This window comes from Kribbella sp. NPDC002412 (genome assembly GCF_053592935.1).
The window spans coordinates 77,029-90,020 of record NZ_JBSFBL010000013.1; the positions used below are offsets into that span (position 1 = coordinate 77,029).

The 12,992-nt window shown below is 67.6% G+C and carries 23 protein-coding genes and 1 pseudogene; all 24 read right to left on the minus strand.

What is annotated here, in order from left to right:
- Positions 1-92 precede the first annotated feature (92 nt).
- The 24 genes and pseudogenes from map to rpsJ all read right to left on the minus strand — a co-directional run bounded on the left by map (position 93) and on the right by rpsJ (position 12,862).
- Positions 93-917 (minus strand): type I methionyl aminopeptidase, encoded by an 825-nt coding sequence (gene map, locus ACWCOV_RS13365; RefSeq protein ID WP_449829510.1) that lies wholly within the window; start codon positions 915-917, stop codon positions 93-95.
- Positions 918-934: 17 nt separating this feature from the next.
- Positions 935-1,507 (minus strand): adenylate kinase, encoded by a 573-nt coding sequence (locus ACWCOV_RS13370; RefSeq protein ID WP_449829511.1) that lies wholly within the window; start codon positions 1,505-1,507, stop codon positions 935-937.
- Positions 1,507-2,808 (minus strand): preprotein translocase subunit SecY, encoded by a 1,302-nt coding sequence (gene secY / locus ACWCOV_RS13375; RefSeq protein WP_449829512.1) that lies wholly within the window; start codon positions 2,806-2,808, stop codon positions 1,507-1,509. Before secY ends, ACWCOV_RS13370 begins: the two co-directional genes overlap by 1 nt.
- Positions 2,809-2,942: 134 nt before the next feature.
- On the minus strand, positions 2,943-3,383 hold the full coding sequence (gene rplO / locus ACWCOV_RS13380; protein WP_449829513.1) for a 50S ribosomal protein L15: 441 nt from the start codon (positions 3,381-3,383) through the stop codon (positions 2,943-2,945).
- 1 nt (position 3,384) lies between these two features.
- Positions 3,385-3,567 (minus strand): 50S ribosomal protein L30, encoded by a 183-nt coding sequence (rpmD, locus tag ACWCOV_RS13385; protein WP_449829514.1) that lies wholly within the window; start codon positions 3,565-3,567, stop codon positions 3,385-3,387.
- Positions 3,567-4,166 (minus strand): 30S ribosomal protein S5, encoded by a 600-nt coding sequence (rpsE, locus tag ACWCOV_RS13390; protein ID WP_449829515.1) that lies wholly within the window; start codon positions 4,164-4,166, stop codon positions 3,567-3,569. The genes rpmD and rpsE overlap by 1 nt, the downstream gene beginning before the upstream one ends.
- Positions 4,167-4,200: 34 nt before the next feature.
- Positions 4,201-4,584 carry a 50S ribosomal protein L18 gene (gene rplR / locus ACWCOV_RS13395; RefSeq protein WP_132318727.1) on the minus strand — a complete coding sequence of 128 codons (384 nt, stop codon included), beginning with the start codon at positions 4,582-4,584 and terminating at the stop codon, positions 4,201-4,203.
- A 2-nt stretch (positions 4,585-4,586) separates the two neighbouring features.
- The gene (gene rplF / locus ACWCOV_RS13400) at positions 4,587-5,129 is read right to left on the minus strand and encodes a 50S ribosomal protein L6 (RefSeq protein ID WP_449829516.1); all 543 of its coding nucleotides are present in this window, start codon (positions 5,127-5,129) and stop codon (positions 4,587-4,589) included.
- Between the two features lie 27 nt (positions 5,130-5,156).
- Entirely contained in the window at positions 5,157-5,564 is a 408-nt protein-coding gene (gene rpsH / locus ACWCOV_RS13405; protein ID WP_131360997.1) for a 30S ribosomal protein S8, read from the minus strand.
- 91 nt (positions 5,565-5,655) lie between these two features.
- A complete protein-coding gene (locus ACWCOV_RS13410) occupies positions 5,656-5,841 on the minus strand; it encodes a type Z 30S ribosomal protein S14 (RefSeq protein ID WP_012923674.1) in 186 nt (61 codons plus the stop codon).
- A gap of 1 nt (position 5,842) precedes the next feature.
- Positions 5,843-6,415, minus strand: coding sequence for a 50S ribosomal protein L5 (rplE, locus tag ACWCOV_RS13415; protein ID WP_396387218.1), 573 nt, complete (start codon positions 6,413-6,415; stop codon positions 5,843-5,845).
- A complete protein-coding gene (gene rplX, locus ACWCOV_RS13420) occupies positions 6,415-6,801 on the minus strand; it encodes a 50S ribosomal protein L24 (RefSeq protein ID WP_449829517.1) in 387 nt (128 codons plus the stop codon). Before rplX ends, rplE begins: the two co-directional genes overlap by 1 nt.
- Position 6,802: 1 nt before the next feature.
- Complete coding sequence (gene rplN / locus ACWCOV_RS13425; RefSeq protein WP_012923677.1) at positions 6,803-7,171, minus strand: 50S ribosomal protein L14; 369 nt, start codon at positions 7,169-7,171, stop codon at positions 6,803-6,805.
- Positions 7,172-7,274: 103 nt separating this feature from the next.
- Entirely contained in the window at positions 7,275-7,547 is a 273-nt protein-coding gene (gene rpsQ, locus ACWCOV_RS13430) for a 30S ribosomal protein S17 (protein WP_449829580.1), read from the minus strand.
- A 23-nt stretch (positions 7,548-7,570) separates the two neighbouring features.
- Positions 7,571-7,870, minus strand: a complete 300-nt coding sequence (rpmC, locus tag ACWCOV_RS13435) for a 50S ribosomal protein L29 (RefSeq protein ID WP_449829518.1) — start codon at positions 7,868-7,870, stop codon at positions 7,571-7,573.
- Positions 7,870-8,289, minus strand: coding sequence for a 50S ribosomal protein L16 (gene rplP / locus ACWCOV_RS13440; protein ID WP_132147608.1), 420 nt, complete (start codon positions 8,287-8,289; stop codon positions 7,870-7,872). The genes rpmC and rplP overlap by 1 nt, the downstream gene beginning before the upstream one ends.
- 3 nt (positions 8,290-8,292) lie before the next feature.
- Positions 8,293-9,132, minus strand: a complete 840-nt coding sequence (gene rpsC / locus ACWCOV_RS13445) for a 30S ribosomal protein S3 (protein WP_360527738.1) — start codon at positions 9,130-9,132, stop codon at positions 8,293-8,295.
- A 101-nt stretch (positions 9,133-9,233) separates the two neighbouring features.
- A pseudogene (gene rplV, locus ACWCOV_RS13450) lies at positions 9,234-9,710 on the minus strand (50S ribosomal protein L22); the annotation flags it as partial.
- Between the two features lie 49 nt (positions 9,711-9,759).
- A complete protein-coding gene (gene rpsS, locus ACWCOV_RS13455) occupies positions 9,760-10,041 on the minus strand; it encodes a 30S ribosomal protein S19 (RefSeq protein WP_131361012.1) in 282 nt (93 codons plus the stop codon).
- A gap of 15 nt (positions 10,042-10,056) precedes the next feature.
- Positions 10,057-10,890: a 50S ribosomal protein L2 gene (gene rplB / locus ACWCOV_RS13460; protein ID WP_360527735.1), complete on the minus strand. Its 834-nt coding sequence runs from the start codon at positions 10,888-10,890 to the stop codon at positions 10,057-10,059.
- On the minus strand, positions 10,890-11,195 hold the full coding sequence (gene rplW / locus ACWCOV_RS13465) for a 50S ribosomal protein L23 (RefSeq protein WP_132147597.1): 306 nt from the start codon (positions 11,193-11,195) through the stop codon (positions 10,890-10,892). The genes rplB and rplW overlap by 1 nt, the downstream gene beginning before the upstream one ends.
- The gene (gene rplD / locus ACWCOV_RS13470) at positions 11,192-11,884 is read right to left on the minus strand and encodes a 50S ribosomal protein L4 (RefSeq protein WP_449829519.1); all 693 of its coding nucleotides are present in this window, start codon (positions 11,882-11,884) and stop codon (positions 11,192-11,194) included. Before rplD ends, rplW begins: the two co-directional genes overlap by 4 nt.
- Positions 11,881-12,537, minus strand: coding sequence for a 50S ribosomal protein L3 (rplC, locus tag ACWCOV_RS13475; RefSeq protein WP_360527728.1), 657 nt, complete (start codon positions 12,535-12,537; stop codon positions 11,881-11,883). Before rplC ends, rplD begins: the two co-directional genes overlap by 4 nt.
- A gap of 16 nt (positions 12,538-12,553) precedes the next feature.
- Positions 12,554-12,862 carry a 30S ribosomal protein S10 gene (gene rpsJ, locus ACWCOV_RS13480; RefSeq protein ID WP_012923688.1) on the minus strand — a complete coding sequence of 103 codons (309 nt, stop codon included), beginning with the start codon at positions 12,860-12,862 and terminating at the stop codon, positions 12,554-12,556.
- Between the last annotated feature and the right edge of the window lie 130 nt (positions 12,863-12,992).

Here is a 12,992-nt window from a genome sequence, read left to right on the forward strand (position 1 = left end):
TGTGCCTCAGCGGCAGGCCCTTGGCGTCCCCCGACGGGTGGACGCAGGGTGTCCATCGGTACGGCGAGTCAGCGGACGCCGCCGTACCGTATTCAGTCGGCCAGGGCGCCGAACTTGACGCCGAGCTCGGCCAGCTTGGTCTCGCCGCCGTCGAGGGCGGTCAGGACCCACGGGCCCTGCGGGGTCAGCGTGAACGTGTGCTCGGTGTGCGCGGCGACCTTGCCGTCGTCGGTGACCACGGTCCAGTCGTCCTCGAGCGTGTGGTTGTCCTGCTTGCCGAGCGTGAGCATCGGCTCGACCGCGAGCGCCATTCCCTCGACCAGCTTCGGGCCGCGGCCGGGGCGGCCGAAGTTCGGCACGTTCGGCGGCTGGTGCATCGCCGAGCCGATCCCGTGCCCGACGAAGTCCTCGACGATCCCGTACGGCGAGCTCGCCCGGACGTGCCGCTCGATCGCGGCCGAGATGTCGGTCAGCCGGCCGCCGAGCCGGGCGGCGGCGAACCCGCGCCACATCGACTCCTCGCAGATCCGGGCCAGCTCGAGCAGCTCCGGCGTCACTTCGCCGACCGGCACCGTGATCGCGGCGTCGCCGTGCCAGCCGTCGACGATCGCGCCGCAGTCGATCGAGATAAGGTCGCCGTCGGCCAGTACCCGGTCACCGGGAATGCCGTGCACGATCTCGTCGTTCACCGACGCGCAGATCGAGCCGGTGAAGCCGTGGTAGCCCTTGAACGACGGGACCGCGCCAGAGGATCGGATGTGGTCCTCGGCGATCGCGTCGAGCTCACCGGTGGTGATCCCGGCCCGGACCTCGCCACGGAGCAGCTCCAGCGTGCGGCCGACGACCAGGCCGGCCGCACGCATGGAAAGGATCTGTTCGCGGGTCTTGATCTCGATCCCGCGGTCTTTAAAAATCACAGCACATCATTCGCCGGCTACTCGGTCACCGTCTTGAGAGCGGCCAGCACACGCTCGCTGACCTCGTCGATCTCGCCGACCCCGTCCACCTCGACCAGCAGGCCGCGCTGCGCGTACACGCGCAGCAGCGGCTTGGTCTCGGCGGTGTAGACGTCCTGCCGGTGCCGGATGACCTCCTCGGAGTCGTCCGACCGGCCCTCGGTCCGGGCCCGCTTCGTCATCCGCTCCACCAGCACCTCGGTGTCGGCCATCAGCGCCACCACCGCGTCCAGCTTGTGGCCGTGCTCGGCCAGGATGTCGTCCAGCGTGCCGACCTGGGCCAGGGTGCGCGGGTAGCCGTCCAGGAGGAAGCCGTCACCGGCGTCCGCCTCGGACAGCCGGTCCCGCACCATCGCGTTGGTGACCTCGTCCGGGACGTAGTCACCGGCGTCCATGTAGCGCTTCGCCTCGAGCCCGAGCGGCGTCTCGTCCTTGACGTTCGCACGGAAGATGTCGCCGGTGGACACGGCCGGGATATTCAGGCGTTCCGCAAGCACCTTTGCCTGCGTGCCCTTGCCCGCCCCGGGCGGACCCATCAGCAACATTCTCATCAGCGCAAGAACCCTTCGTAGTTACGCTGCTGCAGCTGAGACTCGATCTGCTTCACCGTGTCGAGACCGACGCCGACCATGATCAGGATCGACGTACCGCCGAACGGGAAGTTCTGGTTCGCGTTCAGGAGCACCAGCGCGATCAACGGGATCATCGAGATCACCGCGAGATAGATCGCGCCCGGCAGCGTGATGCGGGACAGCACGTAGCCCAGGTACTCCTCGGTCGGCCGGCCCGCCCGGATGCCCGGGATGAAGCCGCCGTACTTCTTCATGTTGTCCGCGACTTCCTTCGGGTTGAAGGTGATCGAGACGTAGAAGTACGTGAAGAAGATGATCAGAGCGACGTACGTGAGCATGTAGATCGGATGGTCGCCCTTGACCAGATTGCCCTGGATCCACTGCGCCCAGGACTTCTCCTGCTGGAACTGGCTGACCAGCACCGGCAGGTACAGCAGGCTGGAGGCGAAGATGACCGGGATGACACCGGCCTGGTTCACCTTCAGCGGGATGTACGTGGACGTGCCGCCGAACATCTTGCGGCCGACCATGCGTTTGGCGTACTGCACCGGGATCCGGCGCTGTGCCTGTTCGATGAAGATGACCGCGGCCATGATCACCAACCCGATCGCCAGCACCACCACGAAGGTGGCCAGACCGCGCTCCTTGCGGATGGTCCACAGCTGCGACGGGAAGGTGGCGACGATCTGGGTGAAGATCAGGATGGACATGCCGTTGCCGACACCCCGGTCCGTGATCAGCTCGCCCAGCCACATCACCACACCGGTGCCGGCCGTCATGGTCAGCACCATCACGACCACCGGGAACCAGCTGTCGTCGTGCAGCAGCGGCTCCTGGCAGCCCTGGAAGAGCCGGCCGGGGGTGCGCGCCAGCGCGACGAACGCGGTCGCCTGCAGGATCGCGAGGCCGACCGTGAGGAACCGGGTGTACTGCGTGATCTTGCCCTGCCCCGCCTGACCTTCCTTCTTCAGCGACTCCAGCCGCGGGATCACCACGGTGAGCAGCTGCAGGATGATGCTGGCGGTGATGTACGGCATGATGCCGAGCGCGAAGATCGCGAGCTGCAGCAGCGCACCGCCGGAGAACAGGTTGATCAGGTTGTACAGGTTCGCGTTCGCACCCTGCTGCGCGCCCTTCAGGCAGATGTCGAGCGACTTGACGTTGACACCCGGCGTCGGAACGACCGAACCGATCCGGAAGATCACGATGATGAAGAGCACGAAAAAGATCTTCCGGCGCAGGTCCGGAGTCTTGAACGCGTTGGCAAAGGCGCCTAACACCCTGTCCTCCCACACATGTTTCCTCTGCCCGGTCAGGGCAGGGGCCTAGCAAAGCAGCTTGGCAAGAGACGAACCAGGGCTCGTCCGAACTCCAGCGCACGATATCAAGCGCCGGCTCGCACGAGCCCTGGACATCACACCTCGGTGATGGTCCCCCCGGCCGCCTGGATCTTCTCCTGGGCGGACTTGGAGAACTTGTGCACCGAAACCTGCAGTGCCACGGTCAGCTCGCCGTCACCCAGCACCTTCACCGGCTGACCGCGACGGACCGCGCCCTTGGCGACCAGGTCGGCCACGCCGACCTCGCCACCCTCGGGGAACAGTTGTCCGAGCTTGTCCAGGTTAACGACCTGGAACTCCACCCGGTTCCTGCTCTTGAAACCCTTCAGCTTCGGCAGCCGCATGTGCAGCGGCATCTGGCCACCCTCGAAGTACTCGGGGATGTTGTTGCGCGCCTTGCTGCCCTTGGTACCGCGGCCGGCGGTCTTGCCCTTGCTGCCCTCACCACGACCCACGCGGGTCTTGGCGGTCTTGGCACCGGGCGCCGGACGCAGGTGGTGAACCTTCAGCGCCATGTCAGTCGACCTCCTCGACGGTGATGAGGTGGCGAACCGTGCGAACCATGCCGCGAACCTCGGGGCGGTCTTCGTGGACGGCGGTGTCGCCGATCCGCTTGACGCCCAGGGTGCGCAGCGTGTCGCGCTGGTTCTGCTTGCCACCGATGGCGGAACGGGTCTGGGTCACCTTCAGGCGTGCCATCAGGACGACACCTCCGCCCGCGCCTTCAGCAGCGCCGCCGGAGCGACGTCCTCGACCGGCAGGCCACGACGCGCGGCCACGGCCTCCGGGGTCTCCAGGCTCCGCAGCGCCTCCACCGTGGCGTGCACCACGTTGATGGCGTTCGCCGAACCCAGCGACTTGCTCAGCACGTCGTGGATCCCGGCGCACTCCAGTACGGCGCGCGCCGAGCCACCCGCGATGACACCGGTACCGGGAGCGGCCGGGCGCAGCAGCACCACGCCGGCGGCCTTCTCACCCTGGACCGGGTGCGGGATGGTGCCCTGGATCCTCGGCACCTTGAAGAACGCCTTCTTGGCCTCCTCGACACCCTTGGCGATCGCCGCGGGCACCTCCTTGGCCTTGCCGTAACCCACACCGACGGTGCCCTCACCGTCGCCGACGACCACGAGGGCGGTGAAGCTGAAGCGACGACCACCCTTCACGACCTTGGCGACACGGTTGATGGCTACCACGCGCTCGATGTAGGCGGTCTTGTCGGCTGCCGCGCCGCGACCACCGTCGCGGTTACGGCGCTCACCACCGGCGCCGCCTCCGCGACGCTGCTGGCCTCCGCTCATGTCGAACTACCTCTTCCTGTGTTTGTGTCGCCGGTCAGAAGCCGAGCCCGCCCTCGCGGGCGGCGTCGGCCAGGGCCGCGATGCGGCCGTGGTACTTGTTCCCGGCCCGGTCGAAGACGACCGAGTCGATGCCGGCAGCCTTGGCCCGGTCGGCGATCAGCCCGCCGACGGTCTTGGCCTTGTCGGTCTTGTTCGCCTCCGCGCCGCGCAGGTCGGCCTCCATGGTGGAGGCGGACACCAGCGTCTTGCCGGCCACGTCGTCGATGACCTGCACGAACAGGTGCTTCGACGACTTGGTGACCACCAGCCGCGGCCGGTCGGCCGTGCCGTTGATCTTCTTCCGGACCCGGATCTGGCGACGAAGCCGGGACGCGGTCTTCTTCGCGGAGTGCTTGTGCGGACGCAGTCCGATCGCCATGGTTACTTACCAGCCTTTCCGACCTTGCGGCGCACCTGCTCGCCGGCGTACCGCACACCCTTGCCCTTGTACGGCTCGGGCTTGCGCAGCTTGCGGATGTTGGCGGCAACCTCGCCGACGGACTGCTTGTCGATTCCCTGCACCGAGAAACGGGTCGGGGCCTCGACGTTGAACGTGATGCCCTCCGGCGCGTCCACCGTGATGGTGTGGCTGTACCCGAGCGAGAACTCCAGCTGGGTCGGTCCCTTGGACAGGACGCGGTACCCGACGCCGACGATCTCGAGCTTCTTCTCGTAGCCCTCCGTCACACCGGTCACCAGGTTGGCGATCAGGGTGCGGGACAGGCCGTGCAGTTCCTTGCTCTTGCGCTGGTCGTCCGGGCGGGTGACGGCGATCGTGCCGTCCTCGTCCCGGTTGACCGCGATGGGCTCAGCGACGACGTGCGAGAGCTGACCCTTGGGACCCTTCACGGTGACCGTCTGGCCGTCGATCGTGACGTCGACGCCGGACGGGACCGAGATCGGGAGCTTACCGATGCGAGACATGAAAGTGGTCCTCCTTCCGGTTCTTCGTCACCAGACGTAGGCGAGGACTTCCCCGCCGACGCCCTTGTTCTTGGCCTGGCGGTCCGTCAGCAGCCCCTGGGACGTCGAGATGATCGCGACGCCCAGGCCACCGAGAACCTTGGGCAGGTTGGTCGACTTCGCGTAGACCCGCAGGCCCGGCTTGCTGATCCGCCGGACGCCCGCGATGGAGCGCTCCCGGCTGGGACCGAACTTGAGGTCGACGATCAGGGTCTTGCCGACGGCGCCCTCCTTGGGCTCCTCCACCTTGTAGGAGGAGATGTAGCCCTCCTGCTGGAGGATGTCGGCGATGCCCTGCTTGATCTTGCTGTACGGCATCGAGGTCGACTCGTGGTACGCCTGGTTGGCGTTGCGCAGACGCGTCAGCATGTCTGCGATCGGGTCGGTCATCGTCATGGCCTGGGGCCTCTTTCCCGCCGTGGTTTCGCCGCTCGGCGACCTACGGTGACTAGATGGTGAGTAGGGAGAAGATCGGGGGTGGAGACGGTCACCAGCTGGACTTGGTCACACCGGGCAGCTCGCCCCGGTGCGCCATCTCCCGCAGGCAGATCCGGCACAGGCCGAACTTGCGGAAGACCGCCTTCGGCCGGCCGCAGCGCTGGCAGCGGGTGTAACCGCGCACCGCGAACTTCGGCTTCCGGGCCTGCTTGACCTTGAGTGCTGTCTTCGCCACGTCAGTTCTCCTTGAACGGGAAGCCCAGCGCGCGCAGCAGCGCCCGGCCCTCGTCGTCGTTCTTCGCGGTGGTCACCACGGTGATGTCCATCCCGCGGACCCGGTCGATGCGGTCCTGGTTGATCTCGTGGAACATCACCTGCTCGGTCAGGCCGAAGGTGTAGTTCCCGGTGCCGTCGAACTGCTTCGCCGACAGGCCGCGGAAGTCGCGGATCCGCGGCAGCGCGAGCGCCAGCAGCCGGTCCAGGAACTCCCACATCCGGTCGCCGCGCAGCGTCACGTGGGCGCCGATCGGCATCCCCTCGCGCAGCTTGAACTGCGCGATCGACTTGCGGGCCTTGGTGACCTGCGGCTTCTGGCCGGTGATCGCGGCCAGGTCCTTCACCGCGCCGTCGATCAGCTTCGAGTCGCGAGCCGCCTCGCCGACGCCCATGTTCACCACGATCTTGGTGAGGCCGGGCACCTGCATGACGTTCTCGAACTGGAACTGGTCCTGCAGCTTGCCGACGATCTCCTCGCGGTACTTCGTCTTCAGCCGCGGCTGGACCTTGGTCTCGGTAACTGCGGTGGTCATCAGATCTCCTCGCCGGTACGCCGCGCGATCCGGACGCTCCGGTAACCGGTGTACGTCGAACCGTCCGGGCGGCGCTTCTGCACCTCGACGCGGTTGTAGCCGACGCGGGTGGTCACCTTCTGCTTCTTGCCGTCCTTCTCGACCTCGACCAGCAGCGCCACGTTGGACACGTGGATCGGGGCCTCCTGGGTGACGATGCCACCGGTGGTGCCGCCGCGCTGGGCCTGCTGCACCTTGGTGTGCTTCTTCACCCGGTTGACGCCCTCGACGATGATGCTCTCGTCGTCCGGGAAGACCTGGATGATCTTGCCCTCGAGCCCCTTGGACTTGCCGGCGATCACGCGGACGAGATCACCCTTCTTCACGTGCAGCTTCTTCTGCGCCATCTCAGAGCACCTCCGGAGCGAGCGAGATGATCTTCATGAAGCGCTTCTCGCGCAGCTCCCGGCCGACCGGCCCGAAGATGCGGGTACCACGCGGCTCGCCGTCGGCCTTCAGGATGACGGCGGCGTTCTCGTCGAACCGGATGTAGGAGCCGTCCGGACGCCGGCGCTCCTTCACGGTCCGCACGACGACCGCCTTGACGACGTCACCCTTCTTCACACCACCGCCCGGGATCGCGTCCTTGACGGTGGCGACGATCGTGTCACCGACACCGGCGTAGCGCCGACCGGAGCCACCGAGCACGCGGATGCAAAGGATCTCCTTGGCACCCGTGTTGTCGGCGACCTTCAGTCGCGACTCCTGCTGGATCATCTGTTGATCTCCTGGTTGTCTCGCTGGTTCTCACGTCCGTGAGCCTTGCGGAACGAATGATTTCGATTGGTTGCCGGACAGCGCCGAAGCGCTGGGCCGGGAACTACTTGGCCTTCTCGAGGATCTCGACGACGCGCCAGCGCTTGGTCGCAGACAGCGGCCGGGTCTCCATCAGCAGGACGCGGTCGCCGATGCCGGCGGCGTTCTGCTCGTCGTGGGCCTTGAGCTTGCTGGTGCGGCGGATGACCTTGCCGTAGAGGTGGTGCTTGACCCGGTCCTCGACCTGGACCACGACGGTCTTGTCCATCTTGTCGCTCAGCACCAGGCCCTCACGGGTCTTCCGGCGGCCTCGCGCCTCGGTGGTGGTCGTGCTCACGGTCTCGTCCTTCGCGTTCTCGGTCATGCCTTGCTCCCAGCCTTCTCGCTGTCGTCCGCGTCGGCTTCGGCGTCGGCCTCGACCTCGGTCTCGGCCGCCGGGGCGGCGTCGACGTCCTCGGTGATGCCGAGCGCGCGCTCGGTCAGCACCGTGTAGATGCGGGCGATGTCCTTGCGGACGGCGCGCAGCCGGCCGTGGGACTCCAGCTGACCCGTGGCAGCCTGGAACCGGAGGTTGAACAGCTCCTCCTTGGCTTCACCGAGCTTCGTCAGCAGCTCGTCCCGGCCCAGGTTCCGCAACTCGGCGGCGGTCAGGGTAGCCATCAGTTCTCACCTGCCTCTCGGGTGATGAAGCGGCACTTCATCGGCAACTTGTGAATCGCGCGGCGCATGGCCTCGCGAGCGATCTCCTCCGGAACACCGGACAGCTCGAACATCACGCGACCGGCCTTCACGTTGGCGATCCACCACTCCGGCGAACCCTTGCCGGAACCCATCCGGGTCTCGGCCGGCTTCTTGGTCAGCGGGCGGTCGGGGTAGATGTTGATCCACACCTTTCCGCCACGCTTGATGTGCCGGGTCATCGCGATACGCGCGGACTCGATCTGCCGGTTGGTGACGTAGTGGCTCTCCAGCGCCTGGATGCCGAAGTCACCGAAGGCCAGCGTGGTGCCACCCTTGGCAGCGCCGGAGCGCTTCGGGTGGTGCTGCTTGCGGTGCTTGACCTTGCGGGGGATGAGCATCGGTCAGCTCTCCGTTCCGGTCGTCTCGGCGGGCTTGTCGGCAGCAGCCGGCGCCTCGGCCCGGGGGGCCTCGTCGCGCTGTCCCCGACGGTCGTCCCGGCGGTCGCCACCGCGGCCACCGCGGTCGCCACCACGACCACCACGGTCGTCGCGACGGGCCGGACGGCGCTGCTGAGTGGCGGCCCGGGCCGCGGCCTGCGCCTCGCGCTCGGCGCGGGAGCCGGCGACGTCACCCTTGTAGATCCAGACCTTCACGCCGATCCGGCCGAAGGTCGTGCGGGCCTCGTAGAAGCCGTAGTCGATGTCCGCGCGGAGCGTGTGCAGCGGCACCCGGCCCTCGCGGTAGAACTCCGACCGGGACATCTCCGCGCCACCGAGGCGGCCGGAGCACTGGATCCGGATGCCCAGGGCGCCGCCACGCATGGTGGTCTGCATCGCCTTGCGCATCGCGCGGCGGAACGCCACGCGGCCGGACAGCTGCTCGGCCACGCCCTGCGCGACCAGCTGAGCGTCGACCTCGGAGTTCTTCACCTCGAGGATGTTCAGCTGCACCTGCTTGCCGGTGAGCTCCTCCAGGCTGCCCCGGATCCGGTCCGCCTCGGCGCCGCGGCGACCGATGACGATGCCCGGACGGGCGGTGTGGATGTCCACGCGGACCCGGTCACGGGTGCGCTCGATCTCCACGCGGGAGATGCCGGCGCGCTCCATGCCCTTGCTCAGCAGGCGGCGGATCTTGACGTCCTCGCCCACGTAGTCCTTGTAGAGCTTGTCGGCGTACCAGCGGCTCTTGTGGTCGGTGCTGATGCCGAGACGGAACCCGTGCGGGTTTACCTTCTGTCCCACAGTCAGGACTCCTTCTTCTCAGCGGTGGCCTTCTTGGCGGCCGACTTCTTGGCGGTCGCCTTCTTGGCCGGCTTCTCCGCGGCCTCGGCCTGGTCAGCCGGAGCCTTCTTGGCCGGGGACTTCTTGGCCGTGTCGGCCTTCTTGGCCGACTTCTTGGCGGGGGCCTTCTCGACCGGCTCCTCCTCGACCCGCGGCGCCACCACGACAGTGATGTGGCTGGTCCGCTTGTCGATCCGGGTGGCGCGGCCCTGGGCACGCGGGCGGTGACGCTTCAGCGTCGGGCCCTCGTCCACGAAGGCCTTCGCCACGACCAGGTCGGCCCGGCTCAGGTGCTCGGTGCCCTCGGCGTTCGCCGCGGCGCTGTCGACGACCTTGTACACGGTCGCGGCAGCGGCCTGCGGGGCGAACTTCAGAGTGGCGAGTGCGTCGTCGACGCCCAGACCGCGCACCAGGTCGACCACGCGGCGCGCCTTCATCGGCGTCACGCGGACGAAGCGCGCGACCGCGAAGGCCCCGGGCTCGTCGCCCAGCAGGCTCTCGCGACGGGCGCTGATCGCCCTACGCTCTTGAACGCTCATGATGTTCGAATCTCTCCGTAGGTTGCTTTCGCTTCGTCACTGACCGGGGTCAGCGACGCCGTGACTTCCGGTCGTCCTTCTCGTGACCCTTGAACGTCCGGGTCGGCGCGAACTCGCCGAGCTTGTGCCCGACCATCGCGTCCGTCACGAACACGGGCACGTGCTTGCGGCCGTCGTGCACCGCCAGCGTGTGGCCGATCATGTCCGGCACGATCATCGATCGGCGGGACCAGGTCTTGATGACGTTCTTGGTGCCCTTCTCGTTCTGCACCTCCACCTTCTTCATCAGGTGGTGGTCGACGAACGGGCCCTTCTTGAGACTGCGTGGCATCTGGCCGGCTCCCTATCAGCGCTTCTTGCCGGCCTTGCGGCGCCGGACGATCATGCGGTCGCTTTCCTTGCGGGTGCGGGTGCGGCCCTCGGGCTTGCCCCACGGGGACACCGGGTGGCGACCACCCGAGGTCTTGCCCTCACCACCGCCGTGCGGGTGGTCGACCGGGTTCATCGCGACACCGCGAACGGTCGGGCGCTTGCCCTTCCAGCGCATCCGGCCGGCCTTGCCCCAGTTGATGTTCGACTGCTCGCCGTTGCCGACCTCACCGAGGGTGGCGCGGCAGCGCACGTCGACCATCCGGACCTCGCCGGACGGCATCCGCAGGGTGGCCATCCGGCCTTCCTTCGCGACCAGCTGAATGCTGGCGCCGGCCGAGCGGCCCATCTTGGCGCCGCCGCCCGGGCGCAGCTCGACGGCGTGCACCGTGGAGCCGACCGGGATGTTGCGCAGCGGCAGGTTGTTGCCGATCTTGATGTCGGCGGCCGGACCGTTCTCGACGATCGTGCCCTGCTTCAGGTTCGACGGGGCGAGGATGTAGCGCTTCTCGCCGTCGACGTAGTGCAGCAGCGCGATCCGCGCGGTGCGGTTCGGGTCGTACTCGATCTCGGCAACCTTCGCCGGGACGCCGTCCTTGTCGTACCGCTTGAAGTCGATCAGCCGGTACGCCCGCTTGTGACCGCCGCCCTGGTGCCGGGTGGTGATCTTGCCGGAGTTGTTCCGGCCGCCCTTCTTCGGCAGCGGACGCAGCAGCGACTTCTCGGGGGTCGAACGGGTGAGCTCGACGAAGTCGGCCACGCTCGAGCCACGGCGGCCCGGCGTCGTCGGCTTGTACTTGCGGATTCCCATTACGACTGGCCTCCGAAGATGTCGATGCGGTCGTCACCCTTGAGGGTCACGATCGCCCGCTTGGTGTCCGGGCGCTTGCCCCAGCCGGACCGGGTCCGGCGGCGCTTGCCCTTGCGGTTGATGGTGTTCACGTCGCTGACCTTGACCTTGAAGACCTTCTCGACCGCGAGCTTGATCTCGGTCTTGTTGGCGTTCGGGTCGACCTCGAACGTGTACTTCTGCTCGTCCAGCAGGCCGTAGCTCTTCTCGCTCACGACCGGCCGCAGCAGCACGTCCCGCGGGTCCTTGTTGACTCCGTGGCTCATGCTTCTACCTCCTCGGCTTCGGTCGACGTCGCGACAGCCTTCACGGACTTGCCCTTCGGGGCGCCGGCGACGAACGCGTCCAGCGCACCCTTGGTGAACACGACCGCGTCACTGACCAGCACGTCGTACGCGTTCAGCTGGTCGGCGGCGATCAGGTGCACGTGCTGCACGTTGCGCAGGCTCAGCCAGGTGAGCTCGTCGGCGCGCTCGACCACGACCAGCGCCTTGCCCGGGTCGGTGACCTCGGACAGCACCTTCAGCGCGGACTTCGTCGACGGCTTGTCGCCGTCCACGAACTGCTCGACCACGTGCACGCGGCCGTCGCGGGCCCGGTCCGAGAGCGCACCGCGGAGCGCGGCGGCGATCATCTTCTTCGGGGTCCGCTGGCTGTAGTCACGCGGCACCGGGCCGTGGACCACGCCACCGCCGGTGAACTGCGGCGCGCGGGTCGAGCCCTGGCGGGCGCGACCGGTGCCCTTCTGCCGGTACGGCTTCGCGCCGCCACCGGAGACCTCACCGCGGGTCTTGGTCTTGTGCGTGCCCTGGCGGGCCGCGGCCAGCTGGGCCACCACGACCTGGTGGATCAGCGGGATGTTGACCTGGACGTCGAACAGCTCGGCCGGAAGCTCGGCGGAGCCCTTCTTGCTGACCTTGTCGCCCTTCACGACGACGACGTCGACGGTGCTCACTTGGCAGCTCCCTTCGCGGCGTTGCGGATCAGCACGAGGCCGCCCTTGGGGCCGGGGACGGCGCCCTTCAGCAGGATCAGGCCGCGGTCGGCGTCGATCGCGTGGACCGACACGTTCTGCGTGGTGACCTTCTCGTTGCCCATCCGGCCGGCCATCCGCAGGCCCTTGAAGACCCGTCCGGGGGTGGCGCAGCCGCCGATGGAGCCCGGCGAGCGGTGCTTCTTGTGCACACCGTGGGTGGCCCGCAGACCGCCGAAGCCGTGCCGCTTCATCACACCGGCGAAGCCCTTGCCCTTGCTGGTGGCGGAGACGTCGACCAGCTCACCGGCCTCGAACGCCTCGGCCTTGATCTCCTGGCCCAGCGTGTACTCGCTGGCGTCGGCGGTGCGCAGCTCCAGCAGGTGGCGCCGCGGCGTCACGCCGGCCTTGTCGAAGTGGCCGCGCATCGGGCTGGTCACCTTGCGTGGGTCGATGTCGCCGAAGGCGATCTGGACGCCGTCGTACCCGTGGCTGTCCGAGGTGCGAACCTCGGTCACGACGCAGGGGCCGGCCTGGATCACGGTGACGGGGACGACACGGTTGTTCTCGTCCCAGGTCTGGGTCATGCCGAGCTTGGTGCCCAGCAGACCGCGCGTGTTCTTGTGCTTGCTCATTGGTTGTTCGCGTCCCTCAGAGCTTGATCTCGATGTCGACACCGGCCGGCAGGTCGAGCCGCATCAGCGAGTCGACGGTCTTCGGCGTGGGGTCGATGATGTCGATGAGCCGCTTGTGGGTGCGCATCTCGAAGTGCTCGCGGCTGTCCTTGTACTTGTGCGGCGAGCGGATGACGCAGAACACGTTCTTTTCCGTCGGCAACGGCACCGGGCCAGCAACCTTCGCACCAGTACGCGTCACCGTGTCGACAATCTTGCGCGCCGAGCTGTCGATGACCTCGTGGTCGTAGGCCTTCAGCCGGATGCGGATCTTCTGTCCCGCCATCGCTTCGCTTCGTCCTTCTCTATCGTCTTCGTTGCGTTGCTCCGACCCCCGCGGTCGGGTGTGTCGCGGACGCGGCCCGCACGTGACTCACCGCTTCTTCGACCTGGGATGGAGATCGGGGCCCGGTCTC

Excerpts from the sequence above, each read along its gene's own strand:
- ACWCOV_RS13370 (WP_449829511.1), bottom strand. The coding sequence starts at position 1,507 with ATGAGAATGTTGCTGATGGGTCCGCCCGGGGCGGGCAAGGGCACGCAG.
- rplO (WP_449829513.1), bottom strand. The coding sequence starts at position 3,383 with ATGGCGCTGAAGGTTCACCACCTGCGTCCGGCGCCCGGTGCCAAGACC.
- rpmD (WP_449829514.1), bottom strand. The coding sequence starts at position 3,567 with ATGGCACGCCTGAAGGTGACCCAGACCCGTTCCGCCATCGGTGGCAAG.
- rpsE (WP_449829515.1), bottom strand. The coding sequence starts at position 4,166 with ATGAGCGGAGGCCAGCAGCGTCGCGGAGGCGGCGCCGGTGGTGAGCGC.
- rplR (WP_132318727.1), bottom strand. The coding sequence starts at position 4,584 with ATGGCGATCGGACTGCGTCCGCACAAGCACTCCGCGAAGAAGACCGCG.
- rplF (WP_449829516.1), bottom strand. The coding sequence starts at position 5,129 with ATGTCTCGCATCGGTAAGCTCCCGATCTCGGTCCCGTCCGGCGTCGAC.
- rpsH (WP_131360997.1), bottom strand. The coding sequence starts at position 5,564 with ATGACGATGACCGACCCGATCGCAGACATGCTGACGCGTCTGCGCAAC.
- rplE (WP_396387218.1), bottom strand. The coding sequence starts at position 6,415 with ATGACCACCGCAGTTACCGAGACCAAGGTCCAGCCGCGGCTGAAGACG.
- rplX (WP_449829517.1), bottom strand. The coding sequence starts at position 6,801 with ATGGCGCAGAAGAAGCTGCACGTGAAGAAGGGTGATCTCGTCCGCGTG.
- rplN (WP_012923677.1), bottom strand. The coding sequence starts at position 7,171 with ATGATCCAGCAGGAGTCGCGACTGAAGGTCGCCGACAACACGGGTGCC.
- rpmC (WP_449829518.1), bottom strand. The coding sequence starts at position 7,870 with ATGGCTACCCTGACCGCCGCCGAGTTGCGGAACCTGGGCCGGGACGAG.
- rplP (WP_132147608.1), bottom strand. The coding sequence starts at position 8,289 with ATGCTCATCCCCCGCAAGGTCAAGCACCGCAAGCAGCACCACCCGAAG.
- rpsS (WP_131361012.1), bottom strand. The coding sequence starts at position 10,041 with ATGCCACGCAGTCTCAAGAAGGGCCCGTTCGTCGACCACCACCTGATG.
- rplB (WP_360527735.1), bottom strand. The coding sequence starts at position 10,890 with ATGGGAATCCGCAAGTACAAGCCGACGACGCCGGGCCGCCGTGGCTCG.
- rplW (WP_132147597.1), bottom strand. The coding sequence starts at position 11,195 with ATGAGCCACGGAGTCAACAAGGACCCGCGGGACGTGCTGCTGCGGCCG.
- rplC (WP_360527728.1), bottom strand. The coding sequence starts at position 12,537 with ATGAGCAAGCACAAGAACACGCGCGGTCTGCTGGGCACCAAGCTCGGC.
- rpsJ (WP_012923688.1), bottom strand. The coding sequence starts at position 12,862 with ATGGCGGGACAGAAGATCCGCATCCGGCTGAAGGCCTACGACCACGAG.